The sequence below is a fragment of the Nocardia sp. CA-107356 genome (assembly GCF_050946365.1).
Taxonomy (GTDB): domain Bacteria; phylum Actinomycetota; class Actinomycetes; order Mycobacteriales; family Mycobacteriaceae; genus Nocardia.
In genome coordinates, this window is sequence record NZ_CP191992.1 from 3,626,859 (window position 1) to 3,644,490 (window position 17,632).

General features: G+C 63.9%; 13 protein-coding genes. 9 read left to right on the forward strand and 4 right to left on the reverse strand.

Annotation, left to right across the window (positions count from 1 at the left end):
- Position 1: 1 nt before the first annotated feature.
- Together ACQP1G_RS16345 and ACQP1G_RS16350 are read left to right on the forward strand one after the other, a co-directional pair.
- Positions 2-1,048, forward strand: coding sequence for an asparaginase (locus tag ACQP1G_RS16345; protein WP_433204641.1), 1,047 nt, complete (start codon positions 2-4; stop codon positions 1,046-1,048).
- A complete protein-coding gene (locus ACQP1G_RS16350; RefSeq protein WP_433204644.1) occupies positions 1,048-1,506 on the forward strand; it encodes a PPC domain-containing DNA-binding protein in 459 nt (152 codons plus the stop codon). The genes ACQP1G_RS16345 and ACQP1G_RS16350 overlap by 1 nt, the downstream gene beginning before the upstream one ends.
- A 638-nt stretch (positions 1,507-2,144) precedes the next feature.
- Here the strand turns inward: ACQP1G_RS16350 and ACQP1G_RS16355 are convergent.
- Both ACQP1G_RS16355 and ACQP1G_RS16360 read right to left on the reverse strand, forming a co-directional pair.
- Positions 2,145-3,065, reverse strand: a complete 921-nt coding sequence (locus ACQP1G_RS16355) for a phosphotransferase enzyme family protein (protein ID WP_433204647.1) — start codon at positions 3,063-3,065, stop codon at positions 2,145-2,147.
- Positions 3,062-4,396 (reverse strand): helix-turn-helix domain-containing protein, encoded by a 1,335-nt coding sequence (locus ACQP1G_RS16360; RefSeq protein ID WP_433204650.1) that lies wholly within the window; start codon positions 4,394-4,396, stop codon positions 3,062-3,064. The genes ACQP1G_RS16355 and ACQP1G_RS16360 overlap by 4 nt, the downstream gene beginning before the upstream one ends.
- Positions 4,397-5,275: 879 nt before the next feature.
- Here ACQP1G_RS16360 and ACQP1G_RS16365 point away from each other — a divergent pair.
- The 6 genes from ACQP1G_RS16365 to ACQP1G_RS16390 all read left to right on the forward strand — a co-directional run bounded on the left by ACQP1G_RS16365 (position 5,276) and on the right by ACQP1G_RS16390 (position 8,920).
- Complete coding sequence (locus ACQP1G_RS16365; protein WP_433204653.1) at positions 5,276-6,250, forward strand: hypothetical protein; 975 nt, start codon at positions 5,276-5,278, stop codon at positions 6,248-6,250.
- Positions 6,247-6,597 carry a hypothetical protein gene (locus ACQP1G_RS16370; RefSeq protein ID WP_433204656.1) on the forward strand — a complete coding sequence of 117 codons (351 nt, stop codon included), beginning with the start codon at positions 6,247-6,249 and terminating at the stop codon, positions 6,595-6,597. The genes ACQP1G_RS16365 and ACQP1G_RS16370 overlap by 4 nt, the downstream gene beginning before the upstream one ends.
- A gap of 17 nt (positions 6,598-6,614) precedes the next feature.
- A complete protein-coding gene (locus tag ACQP1G_RS16375) occupies positions 6,615-6,836 on the forward strand; it encodes a hypothetical protein (RefSeq protein WP_433204658.1) in 222 nt (73 codons plus the stop codon).
- 260 nt (positions 6,837-7,096) lie between these two features.
- Positions 7,097-7,291 (forward strand): hypothetical protein, encoded by a 195-nt coding sequence (locus ACQP1G_RS16380; RefSeq protein WP_433204661.1) that lies wholly within the window; start codon positions 7,097-7,099, stop codon positions 7,289-7,291.
- Between the two features lie 133 nt (positions 7,292-7,424).
- Complete coding sequence (locus ACQP1G_RS16385; protein WP_433204663.1) at positions 7,425-7,730, forward strand: hypothetical protein; 306 nt, start codon at positions 7,425-7,427, stop codon at positions 7,728-7,730.
- Between the two features lie 80 nt (positions 7,731-7,810).
- Positions 7,811-8,920: an NAD(P)-dependent oxidoreductase gene (locus ACQP1G_RS16390; protein WP_433204666.1), complete on the forward strand. Its 1,110-nt coding sequence runs from the start codon at positions 7,811-7,813 to the stop codon at positions 8,918-8,920.
- An 88-nt stretch (positions 8,921-9,008) separates the two neighbouring features.
- On the opposite strand, the gene ACQP1G_RS16395 is transcribed toward ACQP1G_RS16390, so the two are convergent.
- Positions 9,009-9,878 carry an IS982 family transposase gene (locus ACQP1G_RS16395; protein ID WP_433208554.1) on the reverse strand — a complete coding sequence of 290 codons (870 nt, stop codon included), beginning with the start codon at positions 9,876-9,878 and terminating at the stop codon, positions 9,009-9,011.
- 84 nt (positions 9,879-9,962) lie between these two features.
- Complete coding sequence (mobF, locus tag ACQP1G_RS16400) at positions 9,963-15,989, reverse strand: MobF family relaxase (RefSeq protein ID WP_433204669.1); 6,027 nt, start codon at positions 15,987-15,989, stop codon at positions 9,963-9,965.
- A gap of 499 nt (positions 15,990-16,488) precedes the next feature.
- Here mobF and ACQP1G_RS16405 point away from each other — a divergent pair, with 499 nt between their 5' ends.
- A complete protein-coding gene (locus tag ACQP1G_RS16405) occupies positions 16,489-16,992 on the forward strand; it encodes a DUF4231 domain-containing protein (RefSeq protein WP_433204672.1) in 504 nt (167 codons plus the stop codon).
- Positions 16,993-17,632 lie beyond the last annotated feature (640 nt).

Consider the following 17,632-nt stretch of genomic DNA (forward strand, 5'->3'; position numbering starts at 1 on the left):
AGTGCCCACGGTCCAAACTCCTCGCCAAGTCACAGTTTTCGGTCTCGGCGGCACCATCGCCATGACGACCGCCTCTTCCGGTGGTGTCGTGCCCGCCTTGTCTGCGAACCAACTCCTCAACGCTATACCCGGTCTGACCGACACCGGTATCACCGTTGACGTGGTGGACTTTCGTCAAGTACCAGGCGCATCGCTGACTATCTCCGATATCACCGCCCTCGCTGCAGCAGTTCATGATCGGCTCGCCGATGCCGATGGTGTGGTCGTCACTCAAGGCACCGACACCATCGAAGAGACCGCGTTCCTACTCGACCTTCTACACACCCGTGCTGAACCGGTTGTCGTGACCGGCGCTATGCGCAACCCATCCCTCGCCGGTGCCGACGGACCCGCCAACCTACTCGCCGCGATTCAAACCGCAGCCGAGCCCTCGGCACGCCACCAAGGGTGCCTCGTAGTATTCAACGACGAGATTCACGCTGCCCGACGCGTCCGAAAAACCCACACCACCAGCACCGCCACCTTCCAGTCCCCCAACGGTGGCCCCCTCGGCTATATCGTCGAAGGACACCCCCGCCTGCTCAACCGGCTCACCCGCCGCTTCACGGTTCCAGCTAAACCCGGCGACGACTCCCACGTGCCGATTCTCACCATCACCCTCGGCGACGACGGCGCCACTGTCCGTGCAGTCGCTGATCACATCGACGGCCTCGTGCTCGCGGGTCTAGGAGCTGGCCACGTTCCCGCCCGCCTCGTGCCCACTCTCGAAGCGCTCGCCACCAAGATCCCTGTCATCTTGGCCTCCCGCGCTAGCGCCGGCCCTGTGCTCGAATCCACCTACGGATTCCCTGGCTCCGAACGAGATCTGCTCGCCCGCGGCCTGATCTCCGCCGGGTACCTCGATCCAATCAAAGCACGAGCCCTCCTGCACACCCTGCTGTCCAGCGGCACGGACAAGCTCACTATCAACGCCGCCTTCGGAGCCGCAGGTGGTTACCGTCCCGCCGAAACCTGGCCCTGGTCAAACGATTCCAGCAAGGATCACTGATGCGCTCACACGAACTCACACTCGGACGGTCCTTCGGCGTCACCTTCGACCACGGCGACGACTTCTACCCCGCGCTCGCCCAGTTCTGCCACGACCATGACATCCGCGGTGGCTACATTCCTTCGTTCATCGCAGGATTCAGCCAAGTCGACCTAGTCGGGACATGCGATGCGCTCGAGAACCCGGACGCACCCGTCTGGTCCCGAGTCCACCTCCGCAACGTGGAAGCCTTCGGCGGCGGCACGCTCGCCTACGATCCCGAAACCGACCAGATCCAACCGCACATCCATGTCGCGGTTGGCCTCAAGGAATACTCAGCCACCGGATACACCAGCCACCTACTGAGTGCCAGCGTCCAGTTTCTTACCGAGATGCTCGTCATCGAGGTGGCCCACCCACACTTGCGACGCACCCCACACGCCGAATTATTCAACGTTCCGCTCCTACAATTCGAGTAGCGCGATCGCATCTTCTGGACGACCTACATGAACGGCTCGGCAGCCCCCTCCAACGCGATGCTGACGTCCGCCACCTCGACTACCGAATCGCAGCCATGCCTTCCCTGACCAACAACCACGAGGAGACATCGACTGCCGTCTCGCGTAACCGATACTGGGGAACACGACTTCCATTGTGGCGCCGGACCAATGGACACGTCACCGCGATCTCATCACGCGCCGAACTCCGGTCCGAAGCTGAGGCTTGTTCGCCACATCAGCGTGTTTCGGTGGGTGAATCCGCCGTGATTTGAGAAGCCAATAACCTCAACGCCACCCATCCCCGCCGACCTGTCGCCCAGTGAGATCCCGCCCCGGATGCTCGACCGTCACGCGCTCGCCGGGGGAGGTGACCGGGGAAGTACGAGATCGCCGACACGCTGCGGGATGCTGACCCACCGGCATCTCGCGCTGAGTCCTGCGCCCGAACCTTTTGAAGTCCTCGGCGTCGGAAATGGAGGACTACTGGTGCACAGGAGCGGTCAGCATGACCAAAGGCATGTCAGATATCCCGATGGTTCACTCGGCCCGTGGTTGGCCGCCGTTGTGTGAGTTGTCGTCACCTACGCGATTGCTGGCGACAGCATCGGCGGAGCGGGTCAGCTGTAGGTGGTCCATGTCGCCGCCGGGTCGTTGTTCCGAAAGCTGGTGAATCTGTGGCGCCACTGATCGAGCAATGTGGGATTCGACCTCAGTACAGGCAATACGCTCGTGACAAGCTGGAGTTCTCGTAGGCGGCGGAGGACGGGGAAGTGCGGCCAGTGGGCGATATCGAAGCCGTACTCGGCGACGACCTGACGCTGATAGTCGGTTGGGTAGCGGAAGCGGAGCTTGCCGACAGCGACCGGTGTCAGATCCCATTCGCGGGGTCCGTGGGACGCTGAGTCGAAATCGCAGATGACGGTGCCTGCCGGGCCGGCAATAAGGTTACCGACGAAGCCGTCGCCGTGAATGGGCCCGGCCGGTAGTTGGTATTCGACGGTGGCGAGCTGTTGCGCGAGTTCGGTGTGAGTGTGCTCGAGAAATCGATGCTCGGAGGGCGTCAAGACTTCGTCCTCCTCCAGGCGCTGGCGAATCGAGCTGAGTAGATCCCATTCCGGAAGGTCGAACGGCGGTCGTGGGAGGGCGTGGTAGCGCCGCAGTATGCGCCCGAGATCGTGGCCGTCGGGCAGCAGCGCGCCTTCACCCGGTATTACGGTGTGCCAGAACGTGATTGCGTTTGTGTCGATCCGGAGTGGTTGCGGTAGTTCATCGACCAATCGGACGGACGGCATGTTGTTCTGGGCAAGCCATCGAGCAACGGCGATTATTTTCGGCACGCGCAGTCGCACCGTCGCAGAGCCAGCTATGCGGACCGTGATGGGCGCGGAATCGAGTCGGTAGACGGCGTTGTTGGTGAACTTGATGAGGGTGGCACCACTGGGGTCGAGCCCCACTTCTTCACAAGCGGATTCGAGGATGTCTCGGGCCCATTGCACGTCTGCACCGGCTTCAGTGCTGCTCGATACAGATTTCGTCATGCGCGCGCTCGTATCATGTCGATCGAACGTACAAGCCGCTGGAGACCGGCGTTCTTGGGGCGTTGACTGGCCGCGGTTCGAAGCGGTGCGAGCCTGTCTAGTGTGCGCACTGATCGTACGGTTGAAGCCGCCGAGACGGCTTCCTTGCCGATGCGCAGTCCGAGGTCTGTGGAACCACCGCGCAGGTATGCAGTGGCAAGCGCAGTGAGCTCGAAGGTCCGGCTCCTCGTCATGTCGGGGCCGCGCAGACTAATTGCTCGGGTCATGTGTCCGATGCCGTTCTCCAGGTCAGTGGCTGTAGGTGATGGAAGTGCTGTTAGAGCGATTCCGCTCAACGCATGGAGGTCGGCTTCGCTGAAGAAGCGAACCCACTCTTGGGCGTCCTCGGGTGTGGATCGCGCGAACTCGTCTTGAGCTCGTCCGAGCGAACGGAGCATCTGCTCGCGGTCGCCGAGCAGGGCGTAGGCCCATCCCTCGTTCGCGCACAGCATTGCGACCGTCAGCGAACTGCCGGAGTCCTGGGCCGTAATTTGTCCGAGTTGGAAGAATTTCAGGGCCACCTTGAACATCTCGGGCGTGTCCTTATCAGCTCCGCGGTGCAAATGTAGTCTACCGGTTCGATAAAGGACATTTGCTGCGAGTGAATGGTCGTTGGCGCTTTGGGCCATTTCGAGAGCGCGGCCGAAATGCTTCCGTGCAATGCTGTACATGCCGACATCAAATGAGGTCCAAGCCGCAAGGTTATGCAGATCCGCGAGTGCGGTAAGCAACCCCTTCTTGGTCTGGTCGCCGCATTCCGAGTTCAGAAGCTGTTGTGCCCAGCGAACTTCAGCCGCGACTGCGTCGCGGCAGGCACCGCCGCCGTGGCGGTAGTCCAGGGTGCGCATCGCTGATGTGAGCGCTTTGATTCTGTCTACGTCTGCCATATTTATGTGCGTTGGGGCCGGGGCAGTGTCTTTGTCAATAGGTTGCCACCACGCAGCGACCTCGCCGACCGACGTGCCCATGGTGACGTTCGCGGCGTGGGAAAGTAGATCGCGTACCTCTTCACGCTCGGTTGCATCGGTAGAGCAGGTTGCCGCGGCGAGGTCCAGGGCGACCTCGGTGGTGTGGTCGTAGGCAAGGCCCATATACCCGCGGGGTATCCCCAAGCCGTCCGCGATGCGAGCGAGTAGATCGTATGCCTGGATCTGGCGATTCTTGTGAAGAATTTCGTACAGCTCGGACTGGCTCTGCCCGGTCCGTAGACCGATTTCCCGTTGGGAGATTCCGCGGTTCCCGAGGAGTCTGTACACCGTTTTGAGGTCGCGGCGTGCCAGAGCTTTGCGCATCTCAACGGCTTCCCATATAGCCGGACTCCACGGTATGGGGGAGCCCGTTTCCACATTCATAGCGACTCCATCCATTGGCGCCACCCCGGCTGGGACTGAGTTCAGGCTATCCGCCGCGAATCAGGTTCGGGAGTCCCGAAGAGAAATTGACTAGTGCCGCTAGTCAGGCACGCGACTAGCCAAACAGTGCTGTGGTCCGACTTACGTTGCGGCCCAACGTTGTAAATGCTGGTTGTCACACGCCAACCTCAGGTGGACGGGCATTCGGAGGACGCCATGTCAGCACCACAACCGGGAACGACCAGCATTGCCGTCGCCGTATCGGTGCGTCAGCAACTGGGGATGCTAAACGTCCGAATGGGTTTCATGATGCGCGTTGCGGAGGTGCCACATGCGTAGCAGCGGGCGCGCCGGGTCATGGATGCCATGCGCAGCCGCGGGGACGCAACCAACGGCTACGGAAACTGTCCACCAACGCTGCCAGCGCTACCGGCGGGAATTGCGTCTTCCTGCAGTGGTTATGCCCCCGAGTAACCGGATCATTCTGCATCAACTCTCAGGGCTCCTGGGCGTCGTTGTGATGCCGTCTGGACTCGCTACCGATGTGATTCGCTGGCTCGATACCGCCGACCAACTCGGTCCGGTCATTGCCAATCCTGGGGCGAGACGTACGACCTTCTTGACCGGGCCTAAGAACGGCCTCGAGCGCGACATCGCAGCCACGTTGCTGCGGTTGAACATTGGGATGGAAGGGACCTACGCGGTGTTGCCATCTCCCACGGATGAGCACGCAGGGTCTTGGCGGTGGATCTCGGAGCGCCGGGACGGCTACCTCCCGCCCATGCGAGCTGTGCTCGACGCGGTCCTGGGGGTGTGCTGATGACGGCGTTTTTCGGGTACATGCAGCTGTCACTGGCGGCGGATCGGGCACCTGAAATCGCAGAGGGGTTCGAGGCTTTGGCTCGCCAGCACGGAGGCTCGGTTCACGGGCGGCTGTGGCATGAGTGGCGTTCGCCGGTGGGGATCTTGTGGGAGTTCGTAACTGCTGCAGATGACGAGTTGGCTGGAAAGTTGATGCCACTTCTGCGCGCAATCGCCGATCGGAGCCGTATCAACCTGAGCTATCTGCTGAGCGGCCCACCACCAGCGGCCGCACTATTGAGTCTGCTCGATGCGCTGGCTCGCTTCGAGCACAGTCACGCCGACGGTGACAGAGGCTATCTGTTCGTGCCTGCGGTCACCCACTTCGACAATCTCGGAGTCCCGAGAGACCTTGTGCTGCAACTGATCATGGACACAGCACCGTCAGTGCTGGTGATGTTTACTGATCCGACCAAGCCGGAAGTCGCAGCGCGGACTCGGGTGCGGCTGAGCGAGTGCCGTCCCGACAGTGGTCGCACCGGCTTGTTGGTCGACGTCACCGTGAGCGCGTTCGCCGATGCAGAAAGCGTTGTCCGAGCAAACACGCACTGGCAGCTTCCGCGGGCCGGTTTGAGCGAACTACTGGAGCGCGTTGACGAGCTGATGCACGAGCTGATCGGCGCGGCAACGAGTGAAATCACGGCTGACAGCAGCATGCTCACGATTCAAATGCTCCGCCCTCCAGGTGCAGACGCGCTGGTGGTGGAAGTCCGGGAGACACGCGAGCACGCCGAATCTGTCAGCGGCGCGGTGATCGAGATCGTCGATGCGGATAACGGTGGCACGGTGGAGAGGTGCCGTGGTGCGGTGGGGGGCACGGTGACCCGATGCGAGCTGCCACTACCCGGCTGCGAACAGGACGGCTTGGCGGGCACCGTGCAGTTGGTGAACACGCTGCACCGGTATGTGACTAGTTCGCGGAGGACATTATGACCCGCCGCACCGCGGCGCAGGCGATCGTGCGCCGTGACCAATCCGGCCCCGATACATCGGCGCACGTCGAGCAACTCGAAAAGCTCTCTGCCGACCAGGATTTCGAGTTGGTGGGCGGGAAGGTGCTGATCCTGGATTCCGACACCGATTTCCCTTTGCTGCTGTCAGCCCTCACGGTCAACGAAATTCACAAGATTCTCATACCGACGGTCTTGCATGTGACCGGCTGGCTGGATGTGATGTGCCGCGGCGCCGAGGTGTGGACGGTACATCCGCCTGGCCATTGGCCCCGTAAACCCGCGTCGCAGGCCGGAGTCCGATTCGTGCCCGGCGAGAGTCCGCGGTGATCGCCGTGGAGTGCCACGTGGCTGTCGATTTCGACGTCGAAGGAGTGCCGATCCTGCACTACCGCGCGGAGAAGTGCGTGGCGGAGGAGTTCATCGCCAATGTGCGACGGCAGGGACTGGCGTCGCACATCACAGTCGACGACTTCGTCACGGCGGATATGAGACCGCTTCCGTGCCAACAACTTTTCCTACCGGACCACCCTTACCAACCCAATGCCAGTACCTGCGAGGATGAATGAACAGGCTGACCCAAACCGAAAGTCTTGAGATGTGCGCGGCGCGATACCGCCGCGACCACGGGTTCGACGCCACGGTCAACGAGCACAGCCGCATCACGATGCGAGCGGGGAGCGTCTGCGCTATCTGGATGCCTCAACACCTTGGCAGGCGTGTTTGCGCGGAGCTGGACTGTCGCGACCTGGTCGCCCCGGTCATCGCTACCCACGCTAGCGAGAATTGGACGTTCCTCACCGAGAGTGCACGGCCCGAGGACCGGCCGGTGTCACCGTACGATCCGCTGTTTCCGCTCTGCGCGAAGCGGATGCTGCCGGGCTCGGTAATCACCCTTCCCAGCCCATGGCCGTACGACGTTCTGCGGTCCTGGGTTGTCGCACCTGAGGGCAAGCAACGGCCGCCGCTGGAACTCGTGGCCGAGATCACCATCATCGCGGCCACGTCGCTACCGAAGGTGTAGCCGCATCCCCCAGCACACGGATCTTGTACAGGTCATGACCACTATTCGAGACAGAAAGGTGCACACGGTGGGAGATGCCGGAAGCGCTGAATCCAGGGCACACATGCCATTGGACCGGGTGGGGTGAGGCGCGATGCGGAACGAACTGCGGCCTGGCTACCTCGATCCTGCCGTGTTGACCCATGTGAACACCAATATCGGTGATTGCTACGCCGATCCCGGCCGCCTGACATCGGCGGAGGCTATGAACGGCCTCACTCTGCATCTGGGTTGCTCGTCGGGATGCGTGGCCTTGGCGCGGATCAGGCAGGTATTGGGCATCGGCGCCCTCGACCTGTCGCGGCTGGTCCTGCCGCCAGGAGAGGCGGTCGACGAACTCAGACGGGTTGTCGAGCGTTATGTCGACGTCACGGCCGATACCGATCGGCCAACACATTGACCAGACAGCTGGGGTCGGCATGGCACGAAAACTGGTGCGGGGCAACTCGGCTCGGCATTGAGGGGGGAGAACGCAAGCGAATGGACGCGGGAGTGGCGTTGGACGTGCCGGATGTGGTGGTCGTCGACGACGGATATGTGCAAGCGAACTGGCCGTTTCTGCGGCAGCGGCTCCGGGCGGGTCTGGTCAAACGTGAACTGACCGTGTTGTGGGCCAGTCTCGGTAAAGGCCAACGTATCCGGGACCTGTACGGTATCGCGGCGGTTCCCGCAGTGGTGGTGCTCGATGTCGAGCCCGACGAAGCCGATATTGCGGCACTGAGCAAGCTGGAGGTGCTGGCGGGGGTGACCGGCGGCGCCGAGCTCGCGGTCGCCGATCAGCTGGCCGCGCGGGGCATCCCGTTCGTCGACGCCTCCCGCGGGCGGAGCCGTTCGCGAGCCGAAATGGCGATCGGTTTGATGATCGCCGCGTTGCGGCAGATCCCGACCTGGCACAACGTGGTGACCGACGGCCCGGCGAACTGGCCACGCCCGAGTTGGCAGTACACCGACCACCCGGGCTATGTGAACGGGACGGTCTGCGGCAAGCAGGTGGCGGTGCTCGGAATGGACCCGACAAGCCGTAATGTGATCGCGCTGTGCGCGGGGCTGGGTGCTCATGTCTGGGCGGTGGATCCGCACACCGACGACACGGACTTCGGCGAGCTTGGCGCGCAGCGTATTCAGCTCGACGAGGTGGCATCGGTGGCCGATGTCGTTGTTGTCGCGGGAGATTCGAGTGCGCCGATGTTGACCAGTGAGATGGTCGAACGGCTGCCGCGCGGGGCGCTAGTGGTGACGGTGAGCGGCGCCGGGGTCGACATGACGGCACTGCGCCGCCGCGTCCTGGCCGACGAGCTGATGTGGAGCACCGACACCTACGAGTCGGTGCCCGTCGCGGCCGGTGATCCGATCCTGGATCGGCACAATGTCGTGCACACTCCGGGGATCGGCGCGTGCACGCGCGATGCGAATCTCGCCGTGGCCGACATTCTCACCGAGAACATCGCCCGGATTCTGAGCGGCGGAGCGCCACTGCCCTGGGATTGCATCCCGGCCGTGGCCGTCGACGACGAATCCAGCCGACCCGCGCCATCTATCACGGCGGATCCGCTGGTGCGCAGCGACAGCGGTGTGGAAGCTCAGTCGTGATAGCGATGACGAACATGCTGCGACCCGACAAGCCGTTCGGTGATCCGGAGCCATCCAGGCGCAGCCGCCTAGACGGTTGATTCCAGGGTCAGTGGTCGTAGTCGGTGAGAGATCGGTGAATCGGTGCACCGATCTTGTCGTTGTGCCAGATTGCGGCTGTCATGGCAAGTAGGCGTTGCAGGACACGCACGACGACTCCGTCCGGGGTGCGGCCGCCGTGTTGTTCCAGGTCGAGCTGCCCTTTGAGCGTCTGGTTGATCGATTCGATGACCTGACGTATCGGCTTGAACATTCGCGCGCCGCGACGTTCAGGTTCGCCTTTGCGTGCTGGTCGCAGCAGTCGCAGGCCCTGTAGGTCGAGTGAGTGCTCGAACTCCTTGCCGTAGTAGTTCTTGTCGCCGATCAGCATTTGACCAGGGCGATCAGCGACCATGCTGGGGTCGACAGCCAGAATGTCGAGCAGTGTTTGGCGTTCATCGGCCTTGGCTCCGACCAATGCGAATCCGATCGGCAGGCCGCCCAGCGTGCACACCAGGTGCAGACGCAAACCCCAGAAGTAGCGGGAATGCGAAGCGCAGTATCCGTATTCGGCCCAACCCGCCAGATCGGAGCGTCGTACCGTCTCCTTCGATCGGCCGCACTCGACAGGGGTGGAGTCGATGACCCACACGTCGTCGGTCCAGAGCGTGGTGTCGGTCGACAGCAGCCGGATCACCGACTTGATCAGCGTCGATGCCTTCCGCAGGCGCTTGTTGTAGCCGGATTGTTTGGGCAGGTACCTGAACAGATGACCCAAATGTTTGCGGGCATACCGCAACCAGCGGCGTTCGGAGGTGAATCCCAACAGTGCCTGCACCACGGCCAGAGTCACCAACTCGGCGTCGGTCAGCTGCGGCTCGATCCCGACACGCGGCCGGGTTGATGTCGCTCGTTCGGGGTGAACAGCGCTCGGTTCCAGGCGTCACACGATGTTCCGCGCGACGGGGCCTCGGCTCGGTGGTATTGGCGTCAGCGAGCAACGGCGTGCTGTTTCGTTCAGTGCTTACAGTCCGAGGTCATCGTCTGGAAGATGGTTGACAGGCTCGGCGTGGTGGGTGGTGTTCTCATAGCCGGGTTCGTTTGGGGGTTCGGTGTGCTGTCGATGGTGTTGTTCGTGCGCTTGCTGGGTGTGGCTGAGGGTGCGGCGGCGGAGTTGTTCGGTGCGGGATTGCTCGAGTTGTTGGTTGATGTCGGCGATACGGGTCCGCACTTCCTGATCAGTGTCGGTATTTGCTGTGGTGTGGTGTTGGTCGGTGTCTGATGTGTGTGCAGGAGCGGTGTCCGGGAGTTGGTCCCAGCCGTCGGGGGTGCCGGCGAGCAGGATGGCGTCGCGTTTTGCCTGGCGTGCGGCGGCTCGTGCGCTGCTGTGTTCGCGGCTGCGCGTGGTTTGTTCGGCGATGAGGGTGTCGATGCGGGTCTGTAGTGCCCGGCGTAGGTTGCGTCGGTAGGTGGGTGTGGCGTCGAGATGGGCGCGGGTTTCGTGGAGTTCGGTCGCGATCGCGTGGAACGCTTTGGCGGCGGTGTGGAGTTGCTGGTCGGCGGTGTGGGCGTCGCGGATCGCCTCCTGCGCTGCAGTGTGGCGGCGGACGAGATCGTCCGGGTCTGGCTCATTTTCGGGTGGGCGTTGCGGTGGGTTGAACAGGAATGTGTCGGTGGCGGCGAGGGCGAGGTGTTGGTGCAGCTGGGCGATGTGCTCGTCGAGTTGGTTGTCGGTGAGCACGTATAGCGGATTGTCCACTGTTGGATCGGCGATGGCGGCGAAGCGCGATTGCTGCGCGGTGTCGGGAAGCGGGTGTGTGTCGATCCAGGCGCTGATGGCGAGGCGTTCGGCGAGGGTGCGGGCTGCGCGCCAATCACGTCGGAGCATGGCGCGGATGGTCGTGGGTGGTTGGGTGGCAGCGATGTGGTCGCAGCGGGCACGGATCTGGTCGGCGGGGTCGTGGTCGGGGATGGCGGGTTCGTCGTTATCGCGGCAGTCACCGCACAGGCCGTCATCGCTGCGGCGTGATCGGTGGGGGGTGGTGTCGATGACGGCACGGCCGATCCCGCAGGACACGCACGGCAGCGCTCGGGTGTTGCGGATAGCGAACCTGTCGTAGTCGGGTTCGATGGATTCGTCCGGGGCAGGTTCCTCGATCACCTTGTCGTTGTAGTAACGGTGTGGTGCCCCTTCGGGTAGAGGTAGGTGTTGGGGGTCTTCATCGATGTCGGCGCGAGTGTCGTGGTAGCCCTGCTCGGTTCGGCGGGAATGGATCTGTGCGTCGGTGAGTTGTTTGCGGCGTGCATCGGGGTCGGTGTGGCTGGGGTGGTCTTGGGCGACTTCGCGGCGTCGGTCGCGTCGGTAGGCGGGTTCGGCTGGGCTGGTGGGGGTTTGGTAGACGTGCGGGTCGGTGGCCGGTGTGCATGCTTGGATGAGTGTGCGGTGCTGGGGGAAGCGTTCGCCGGCCCACCGCAAGCGTGCGCGGGCGACGGGAAAGCTGTTGTGGTAGAGGGTTTCGGCGATGTCGGCGAGGATCGTGTGTTGTTCGGCGGTAGCGGTGGCGGTGAGGTCGCCGAACGCGTCGACGGCGGCGGCGATCTGGCCGGTGCGGAAAAGTTCGGCCACCTCACGGATACCGTCGGGGAACTCAGCCGCGGTGTGTACGGTCCCGACGTTTACCTCGGATGCGGGTGATGGCGCAGGTTCGGGGATCATCGACGGGGGGTCCTGTTCGTTGAATTCGGGTTCTGGTGGTGCTGCGGGGGGTGCGGTGGATTCGGGTGAGCTCGCGCGAGGGGGTGCATCGGCGGTGGAGCGGTCGCTGCTTTGGGGGGAGGTGTGGTGCAGGAGTGCGTCGATGCGCCAGGCGAGGGCGCTGGCGAGTTGGTCGGGGCGCAGGGCGGATGTGTCGTCGGGTTGGGCGGCGAGGAGCAGTTCGTGGGCGGTGGTGAGTAGTTGCTGAGGTGTCCATGTGGTGCCGGTTGCGCGGTCGATCGCGGCAACCACGCGTGGCCAGGCCGGGTCGGCGGTGACGCGGTCGGCGGCCTCGTCACCGAGCACGGTGCGTAGGTCGGTGATCCAGTCCGGGCGCAGGTTGCGGTGGCCGAGGCCGGTGTCGAGTGCGGAGGGTTCCAATTCAAGGCGCGACCACAGCGCGGCGGCGGGCATCTGATCGGGAAGCGGCCGTGGCGTGGCGGCGTCGGTGAGCAGGGTTTCGATGTCGATTCCAGCGCGGGAGGCGACCTCGATCTTGTCTGCGAGGATGGGCCAATACGGGTCGGCCACGACGCGGGGCTCCACACTCCCGACGGTGGCGGCCCATTTGTTCACCGGCAGGCCGATATCGCCGAGCGCGTCGGTGACCCGCTCGTCGAGCGCCTGTTGGTGGTCACGTTCGAGCGCGCCGTAGCGAGGTGGTCCGGTGGGGCGCATGTCGCGGTCGTCGACGTGCAGGCTGGCGCGCCAGATCGCGAGCTCGCCGAGCAGCTCCGGATCGGTGCCGACGAGAGGTCGGGCCCAGTGCGGCGCTGTGACCGGTGTCCAACAGTGGATGTCGCGGCGGATCTGAGCCGCGAGGTCGCCGACGATGCGGGCACGCGGGGTGAGTTGAGTGGAGTCGAGGTCGGCGCGCAGGCCGTGCGGAATTCCTTGTGTCCACGGCAGCGGTCCTGTACCGGTGGAGTGCGCGCCCGAGGGGTCCAGACGCCAGTCCAGCACGGCGGCAACATCATCGGCGGTGTCGAGTTCCCGCGCGCCCGCGGCGGTGTGCAGGGCAGCGATCGGGTCGTGCCCGGACAGCGCGATCGTCGCCAGATGCTGACGCAACACGGGGTAGGCGGGGCTGTCGGTGAGGTGCGGGTGCAGTGCTTCCGCGGCGGTGTCGAGACGATCCAGGCCCACAGCGCCGAGGGCAAATTCGGCGGCGACGCCGAGCGCGTCGAGGTAGATATCGAGCGCGCGACCAATCCGAGTGCGCGGGTCGAGCGCATCACGCAGCTGCGTGTGTGCCGACTTTTGTGCGCCGTCGCGGCCCAGGATGCGCAGCAAAACTTCGACCGCGGTGCGCGGAAACACCGCCGGTTCACTCCAAAACGAGCCCTCGCTGCCGTCCAACGCGGTCGGAATGTAGGCGTGGTTGGCATACACGCCGCGGGTGAGTGCGACGTAGAGCTGCTGGCGGGACTCGCTTCCGGTGAGCGCGACATGGCAGGTATCGGCGGTGATTCCCTGCGCGGAATCGATCGTCGTGGCGTACCCGAGGCGCACATGCGCGGCCACATAGTCGGCGGGAAGCCGCACACTCGCATCGTGTTTCCCACCGGAACGCAGGTGCGTGGCGGTCAGACTGCCGTCGTTGTGGACGGCGGTGACGGTCCATGCGTAGCCGTTGCGGACCCAATCACGCCCACCCAGACGCAGACGTGGATCGTTGCGGCGCGTGCGGATCGTGTCACCGACCGATGCCGCTGTGCGGTCGCCGAGCCGCAATTCCGCGCCTACAACATCACCGTTGCGGGCGATGCGATCGGTGCGGGCGCGAGCATTGAGCGCGGTCACCACCTCGTGGTTTGCGGCCAGCATGATCGCATCACGGCCCGCGAGATGGTCGGCGGCCCAGGCGGTGTAGGTGTCATCGTGGGTCGCGCCGTGATGGCCTGCGTGCACACGAGCGTTGTCGAGATACCAGCCCAGAGCTGCCGGATCGCCTTCGCGCAGTTGCAAACTGGCGGTCGCTTCAGCCTGGGAGGCGAAGCGGACCACATGGGTGAGGGGCACCGTGTGCTCGGGGGCGGCGGCGTTCATGTCCGCGTCCGCGCCGCCGGCCTCGATCGCGGGCAGCTGCTGATCATCACCGATGCAGCGGATCGTCGCCCCGCGACCGGCCAGAAACCGCAGCAGCCGTAGGCGTTTGAGGTTGCCGAGCTTGACATGCTCATCGACGATCACCAACGTGTCGGAGTCGATTTGTAGCACCCACTCCGGCAGCGGCGGCGGGAGATCGCGATCCGGCGCCGGGTTGTCCGGACGTGGTGTGTGACGCGCGAGGACGTCGAGGACCTTGTCGACGGTCTCGACGCGGGCGCCGATCGAGTCCCCGAGCACCGCGGCGGCAGCCGCGGTGGGGGCTAAGCCGAGGACTTGTCCGCCGCTGGTGTGCCAGGCGTCGGTGAGTACGGCCATCGCGGTCGTCTTCCCAGAACCGGCCGGAGCGTTGGCAGTATGTATCCGCAAACCCGAGGTGGCGAAGCCTTCGATGACATTGACCTGTCCGGCATTGAGCGGCCGATCCGCGTTGAGCGTGCTGTAGTTGAGCACGGCCGCGGTCACCGTGTCGGGGGACAGTTGGCGGGCGCCGGAGGTCACCGACAGCTCGATCAGCGCCTGTTCCACCGACAACGTGCGCTCCGTTGTATACAGCTCAGAACCCGTAACCGCGTAGACGCTGGAGCCGTCGCGGCGACGCAGCAGCTCGGGCACAGTGCGCAATTCGCGCTCGTCAGCGATATCGGGGTCGCCGCGTTCGATCGACTGGGTCGGCGAGAGTGCTTCTGTCAGGACGGCTTCGGCGGCCTGTTGCCAATCCTGGCCTCGGATACGACCGCGCACCTGTCGCTCGACTTCGGCGCGCACATTGTTGCGCCGCCACGTCGATCGATGCTCCGACACCACCTCCAGCACGTGCTCGGCGGTGCGCACAATCCAATGCGCCGATACCGCAGCTCGGGGTGTCCGCAGCGGATTCAAGACAGCAACGACCATCCGCGACAGCGCCTCCCTGCTGCCGAGCAGCGCCACCGCCTCAGCCCGCCAGCTGGTGCGTTGTTCGGCCAGCGACCGGAGTTGGTGTTTGGCGGGGCGGGTTTCGAGTGTGGCGCGCTGGGCGAGGTCATACATTTCGCTGGGGATCGGTTCGCGCCCGAACCGATGTTGGAAGTCGCTGGCGAGCTCGCCCAGGCGCACCTTGATCGCGGCTTCGCGCCGCGACCACGCCGCGATCAACCGGGTCGGGATGCCAACGATTTCGCGGATCGGCCGCTTGGCCGGATCCGTTCCAGCGCGTTCGGTGAACTCCACACCGACGAGATCTTCGAGATGGTGCTCCAAGCGGGTGTTGTAGATCTCGGACACGGTGACGACGGCCTGGTAGATCGCCGCACCGTAGAGGGTGCGCCACCGCCCGTCCAGGGTGCGAACTCGGTTGGCGATCAGGACGTGCGTGTGCAGGTCGGGGTCCCCGGCGCGGCTGTCGCGATGGGTGAACGTTGCCGCCACGATGCCCTCGACATCGACCTGCCGAATCCCGTTGCGCCCCAACCGGGTGAAGACCGCATGCTGCTCCAGCCAGGCGAGTGCGTCACCGACCGCGGCCTGATGTGCGGCCTCGATCTTCGCTGCAACCGGCCGCGGTGCCAGCGCCCAGAGCACCGAGACAGACTTGACGGGACTGAAAGTGATGTCGAAACCGGCGACCGCGGTCGTGCTCGGGCGGGAGTTCTGTGCCACCCACCCCGACAACTCGCGCTCGTTCAGCGGCGCTCGATCGTACTGTTCGCAGAACATTTCAAACGCGACATGGGTCCGAATCCGCGCACGTTCGGTATCGGGAATGGCGTCGTGCCGATCTGATCCGTGCACAATATTGTGTTGCTCGAACGCCTTCGCGCACCGTTTCCGGAACTCGGAAACCTCGGAGTAGACGCGAAATGGACTACCTAGACGAGTGGCTTTATCGGCTGCGCGCGCGGCGTCCTTGCGCTTCGCATCGAGGCGGATCTGCTCGTCGTAGACCGCGGTTTCGATCACGTCGGCGTTGGGATGGCGACCCAATCCGAACAGGGATTTCATCTGCTCTTCGGTGACTTCACCACCCGCTGTGATACCCAGAGAGCCCAGGCCGGTGCCATGCCAGCGCCCCGGTGCTTCGCCGTGCGCGGAGTAGTAATCGGCCAAGCTGGAACGGCCGCGCGACGTGGCGTCGTGCGCGGCGATATTACGCAGGTAATACTGATAGCCATTGCCTGACACGACTTTATGAATTGTCGCGGTCATATATCCATCAGGCACGCATCAGACAACTATCGCCAGGGTTGGATTTGACTATTTTTTGTCAAATCGAGCATATCCCCAGGTCGTTATCGAATTGTTACCCTAAATGAAAGAGGTGTACTTGTGAGAAAGAGATAAAGAGAGGGGAGTAGGTGAGTAGTAGGAGAAGAAGAAGTGTAGGAGGTGAGGAATGTGGATGGGGGCGGTGGAGTGAAGAGTGTGGGAGAGGTGGTGGTCGGGAGGGTGTTGGTGTGAGTGTCATTTCTCAGGTGATGTGGCGAGTTCTCAGGTGATGTGGCGGAGGGGTGGCGGATTCTTACTGGATGTGGCGAAGATGTTCTGCCGATGGGGGTAGGTTGCCGAGGCCGCATCGGTCTGGGTGGTGCCAGTCGTCGACTGCGTTGTGTTGGTCGTAGTAGGCGTGGGGCGAGGGCGAGGGCGAGGGCGAGGGCGCCGCAGTCTCCCTTGCCTTTACCGTCGATTCGCTGTGAGCTTTTGATCCATGACGGCAGAGCGGCAATCGGTACGGCGAAGCGAGTGGGTACTCGAAGCACAAGGCGTTGGCGGTACACCCGTTCCTCCATCAGTGCTGGCGCAGTGGCAGCGCTACCTATCGATGTCATGGTCCGTACGACGGCGCCATTACGTCACGGAGGTGTCCGGTCTGCTTGTGAGCGCTGCTATTCCGGTGCTGGCGGCCTTCGCCCTCGACTCCCGGATCATTGCAATCGTCGGCTCGCTCGCGGTGTTGATCAACGGACTCCGAGCGCTGACCGGCTACAAGGAGAGTTGGGCCAGCAGAACGCGGGCACGGTATGCAATTGAGAAAGAGATCGCACTCTTTGCCGCCCACCACGGCAAGTACGCAAACGACGGCGCGGCAACCGCCTTGGTGGAAGCCGTTGAAGAGATCTGCGCTGAGGAAGGCGAGGGGTGGGCAGCTCGTCGATTGTCCTACAACGACCTTCAAGAGAAGAAGTCGGCGATCACTCCGCCCGCGAACTGATCCAGGGCACCAGCGCCATGATGTCCACCGCCGGGCACCCTGCCGAATGCATCCGCGAAAACGGCCGCTTTCAACGCACGGTCTGGACCGCCTCTTCGACCGTTCTATCGGCTCCTGAGTCGGTGTCTCTGGCAGCCACTCTGCTTCCGCCGACAGAAATCAGCCAGCCAGCTCACCGGCCCCCGTCCTAACCGCTGGCGGACGGCGGTAACCACCGACAGCCGGAACATCCCGCTCCCCGAAATCCGCCACATCAAGTGAGAAACGATGACCAGCGACGACGAGATCGCAAATGGCGAACCGCAGTTCAAACAACAGACTCCTGACAGATCAAACGAGAAGCGACAGTGAGGGCCGGGACCGTGTGGGCGGTCCCGTCCCTCGCCGCCGAAAGCTCGAGCGCTCAGTCGAGTGGTGCGGCGATGCGCGTCCACCCACTGGTCTCGCAGGCGTAGTGGCGGTCGTCGATGGCGACGACGTCGCCCACTGACAGTGACCGCAACGGTTTCGCGGCCCACGCGTCGGCATGGGCGTGGTCGCCGGGGTGCCCGGGGTATCCGTTGAACGCGGCGAAGGCGCGTTCGAGGATCAGCGCGTCGGCCGGGGCACCTTCGGTGGGACGGTGTAGGTGTAGGCGAGG

Coding starts and splice junctions, on each gene's coding strand:
- ACQP1G_RS16350 (WP_433204644.1), top strand. CDS start 1,048: ATGCGCTCACACGAACTCACACTCGGACGGTCCTTCGGCGTCACCTTC.
- ACQP1G_RS16355 (WP_433204647.1), bottom strand. CDS start 3,065: ATGACGAAATCTGTATCGAGCAGCACTGAAGCCGGTGCAGACGTGCAA.
- ACQP1G_RS16360 (WP_433204650.1), bottom strand. CDS start 4,396: ATGCGCAAAGCTCTGGCACGCCGCGACCTCAAAACGGTGTACAGACTC.
- ACQP1G_RS16365 (WP_433204653.1), top strand. CDS start 5,276: ATGACGGCGTTTTTCGGGTACATGCAGCTGTCACTGGCGGCGGATCGG.
- ACQP1G_RS16370 (WP_433204656.1), top strand. CDS start 6,247: ATGACCCGCCGCACCGCGGCGCAGGCGATCGTGCGCCGTGACCAATCC.
- ACQP1G_RS16385 (WP_433204663.1), top strand. CDS start 7,425: ATGCGGAACGAACTGCGGCCTGGCTACCTCGATCCTGCCGTGTTGACC.
- ACQP1G_RS16390 (WP_433204666.1), top strand. CDS start 7,811: ATGGACGCGGGAGTGGCGTTGGACGTGCCGGATGTGGTGGTCGTCGAC.
- mobF (WP_433204669.1), bottom strand. CDS start 15,989: ATGACCGCGACAATTCATAAAGTCGTGTCAGGCAATGGCTATCAGTAT.
- ACQP1G_RS16405 (WP_433204672.1), top strand. CDS start 16,489: ATGACGGCAGAGCGGCAATCGGTACGGCGAAGCGAGTGGGTACTCGAA.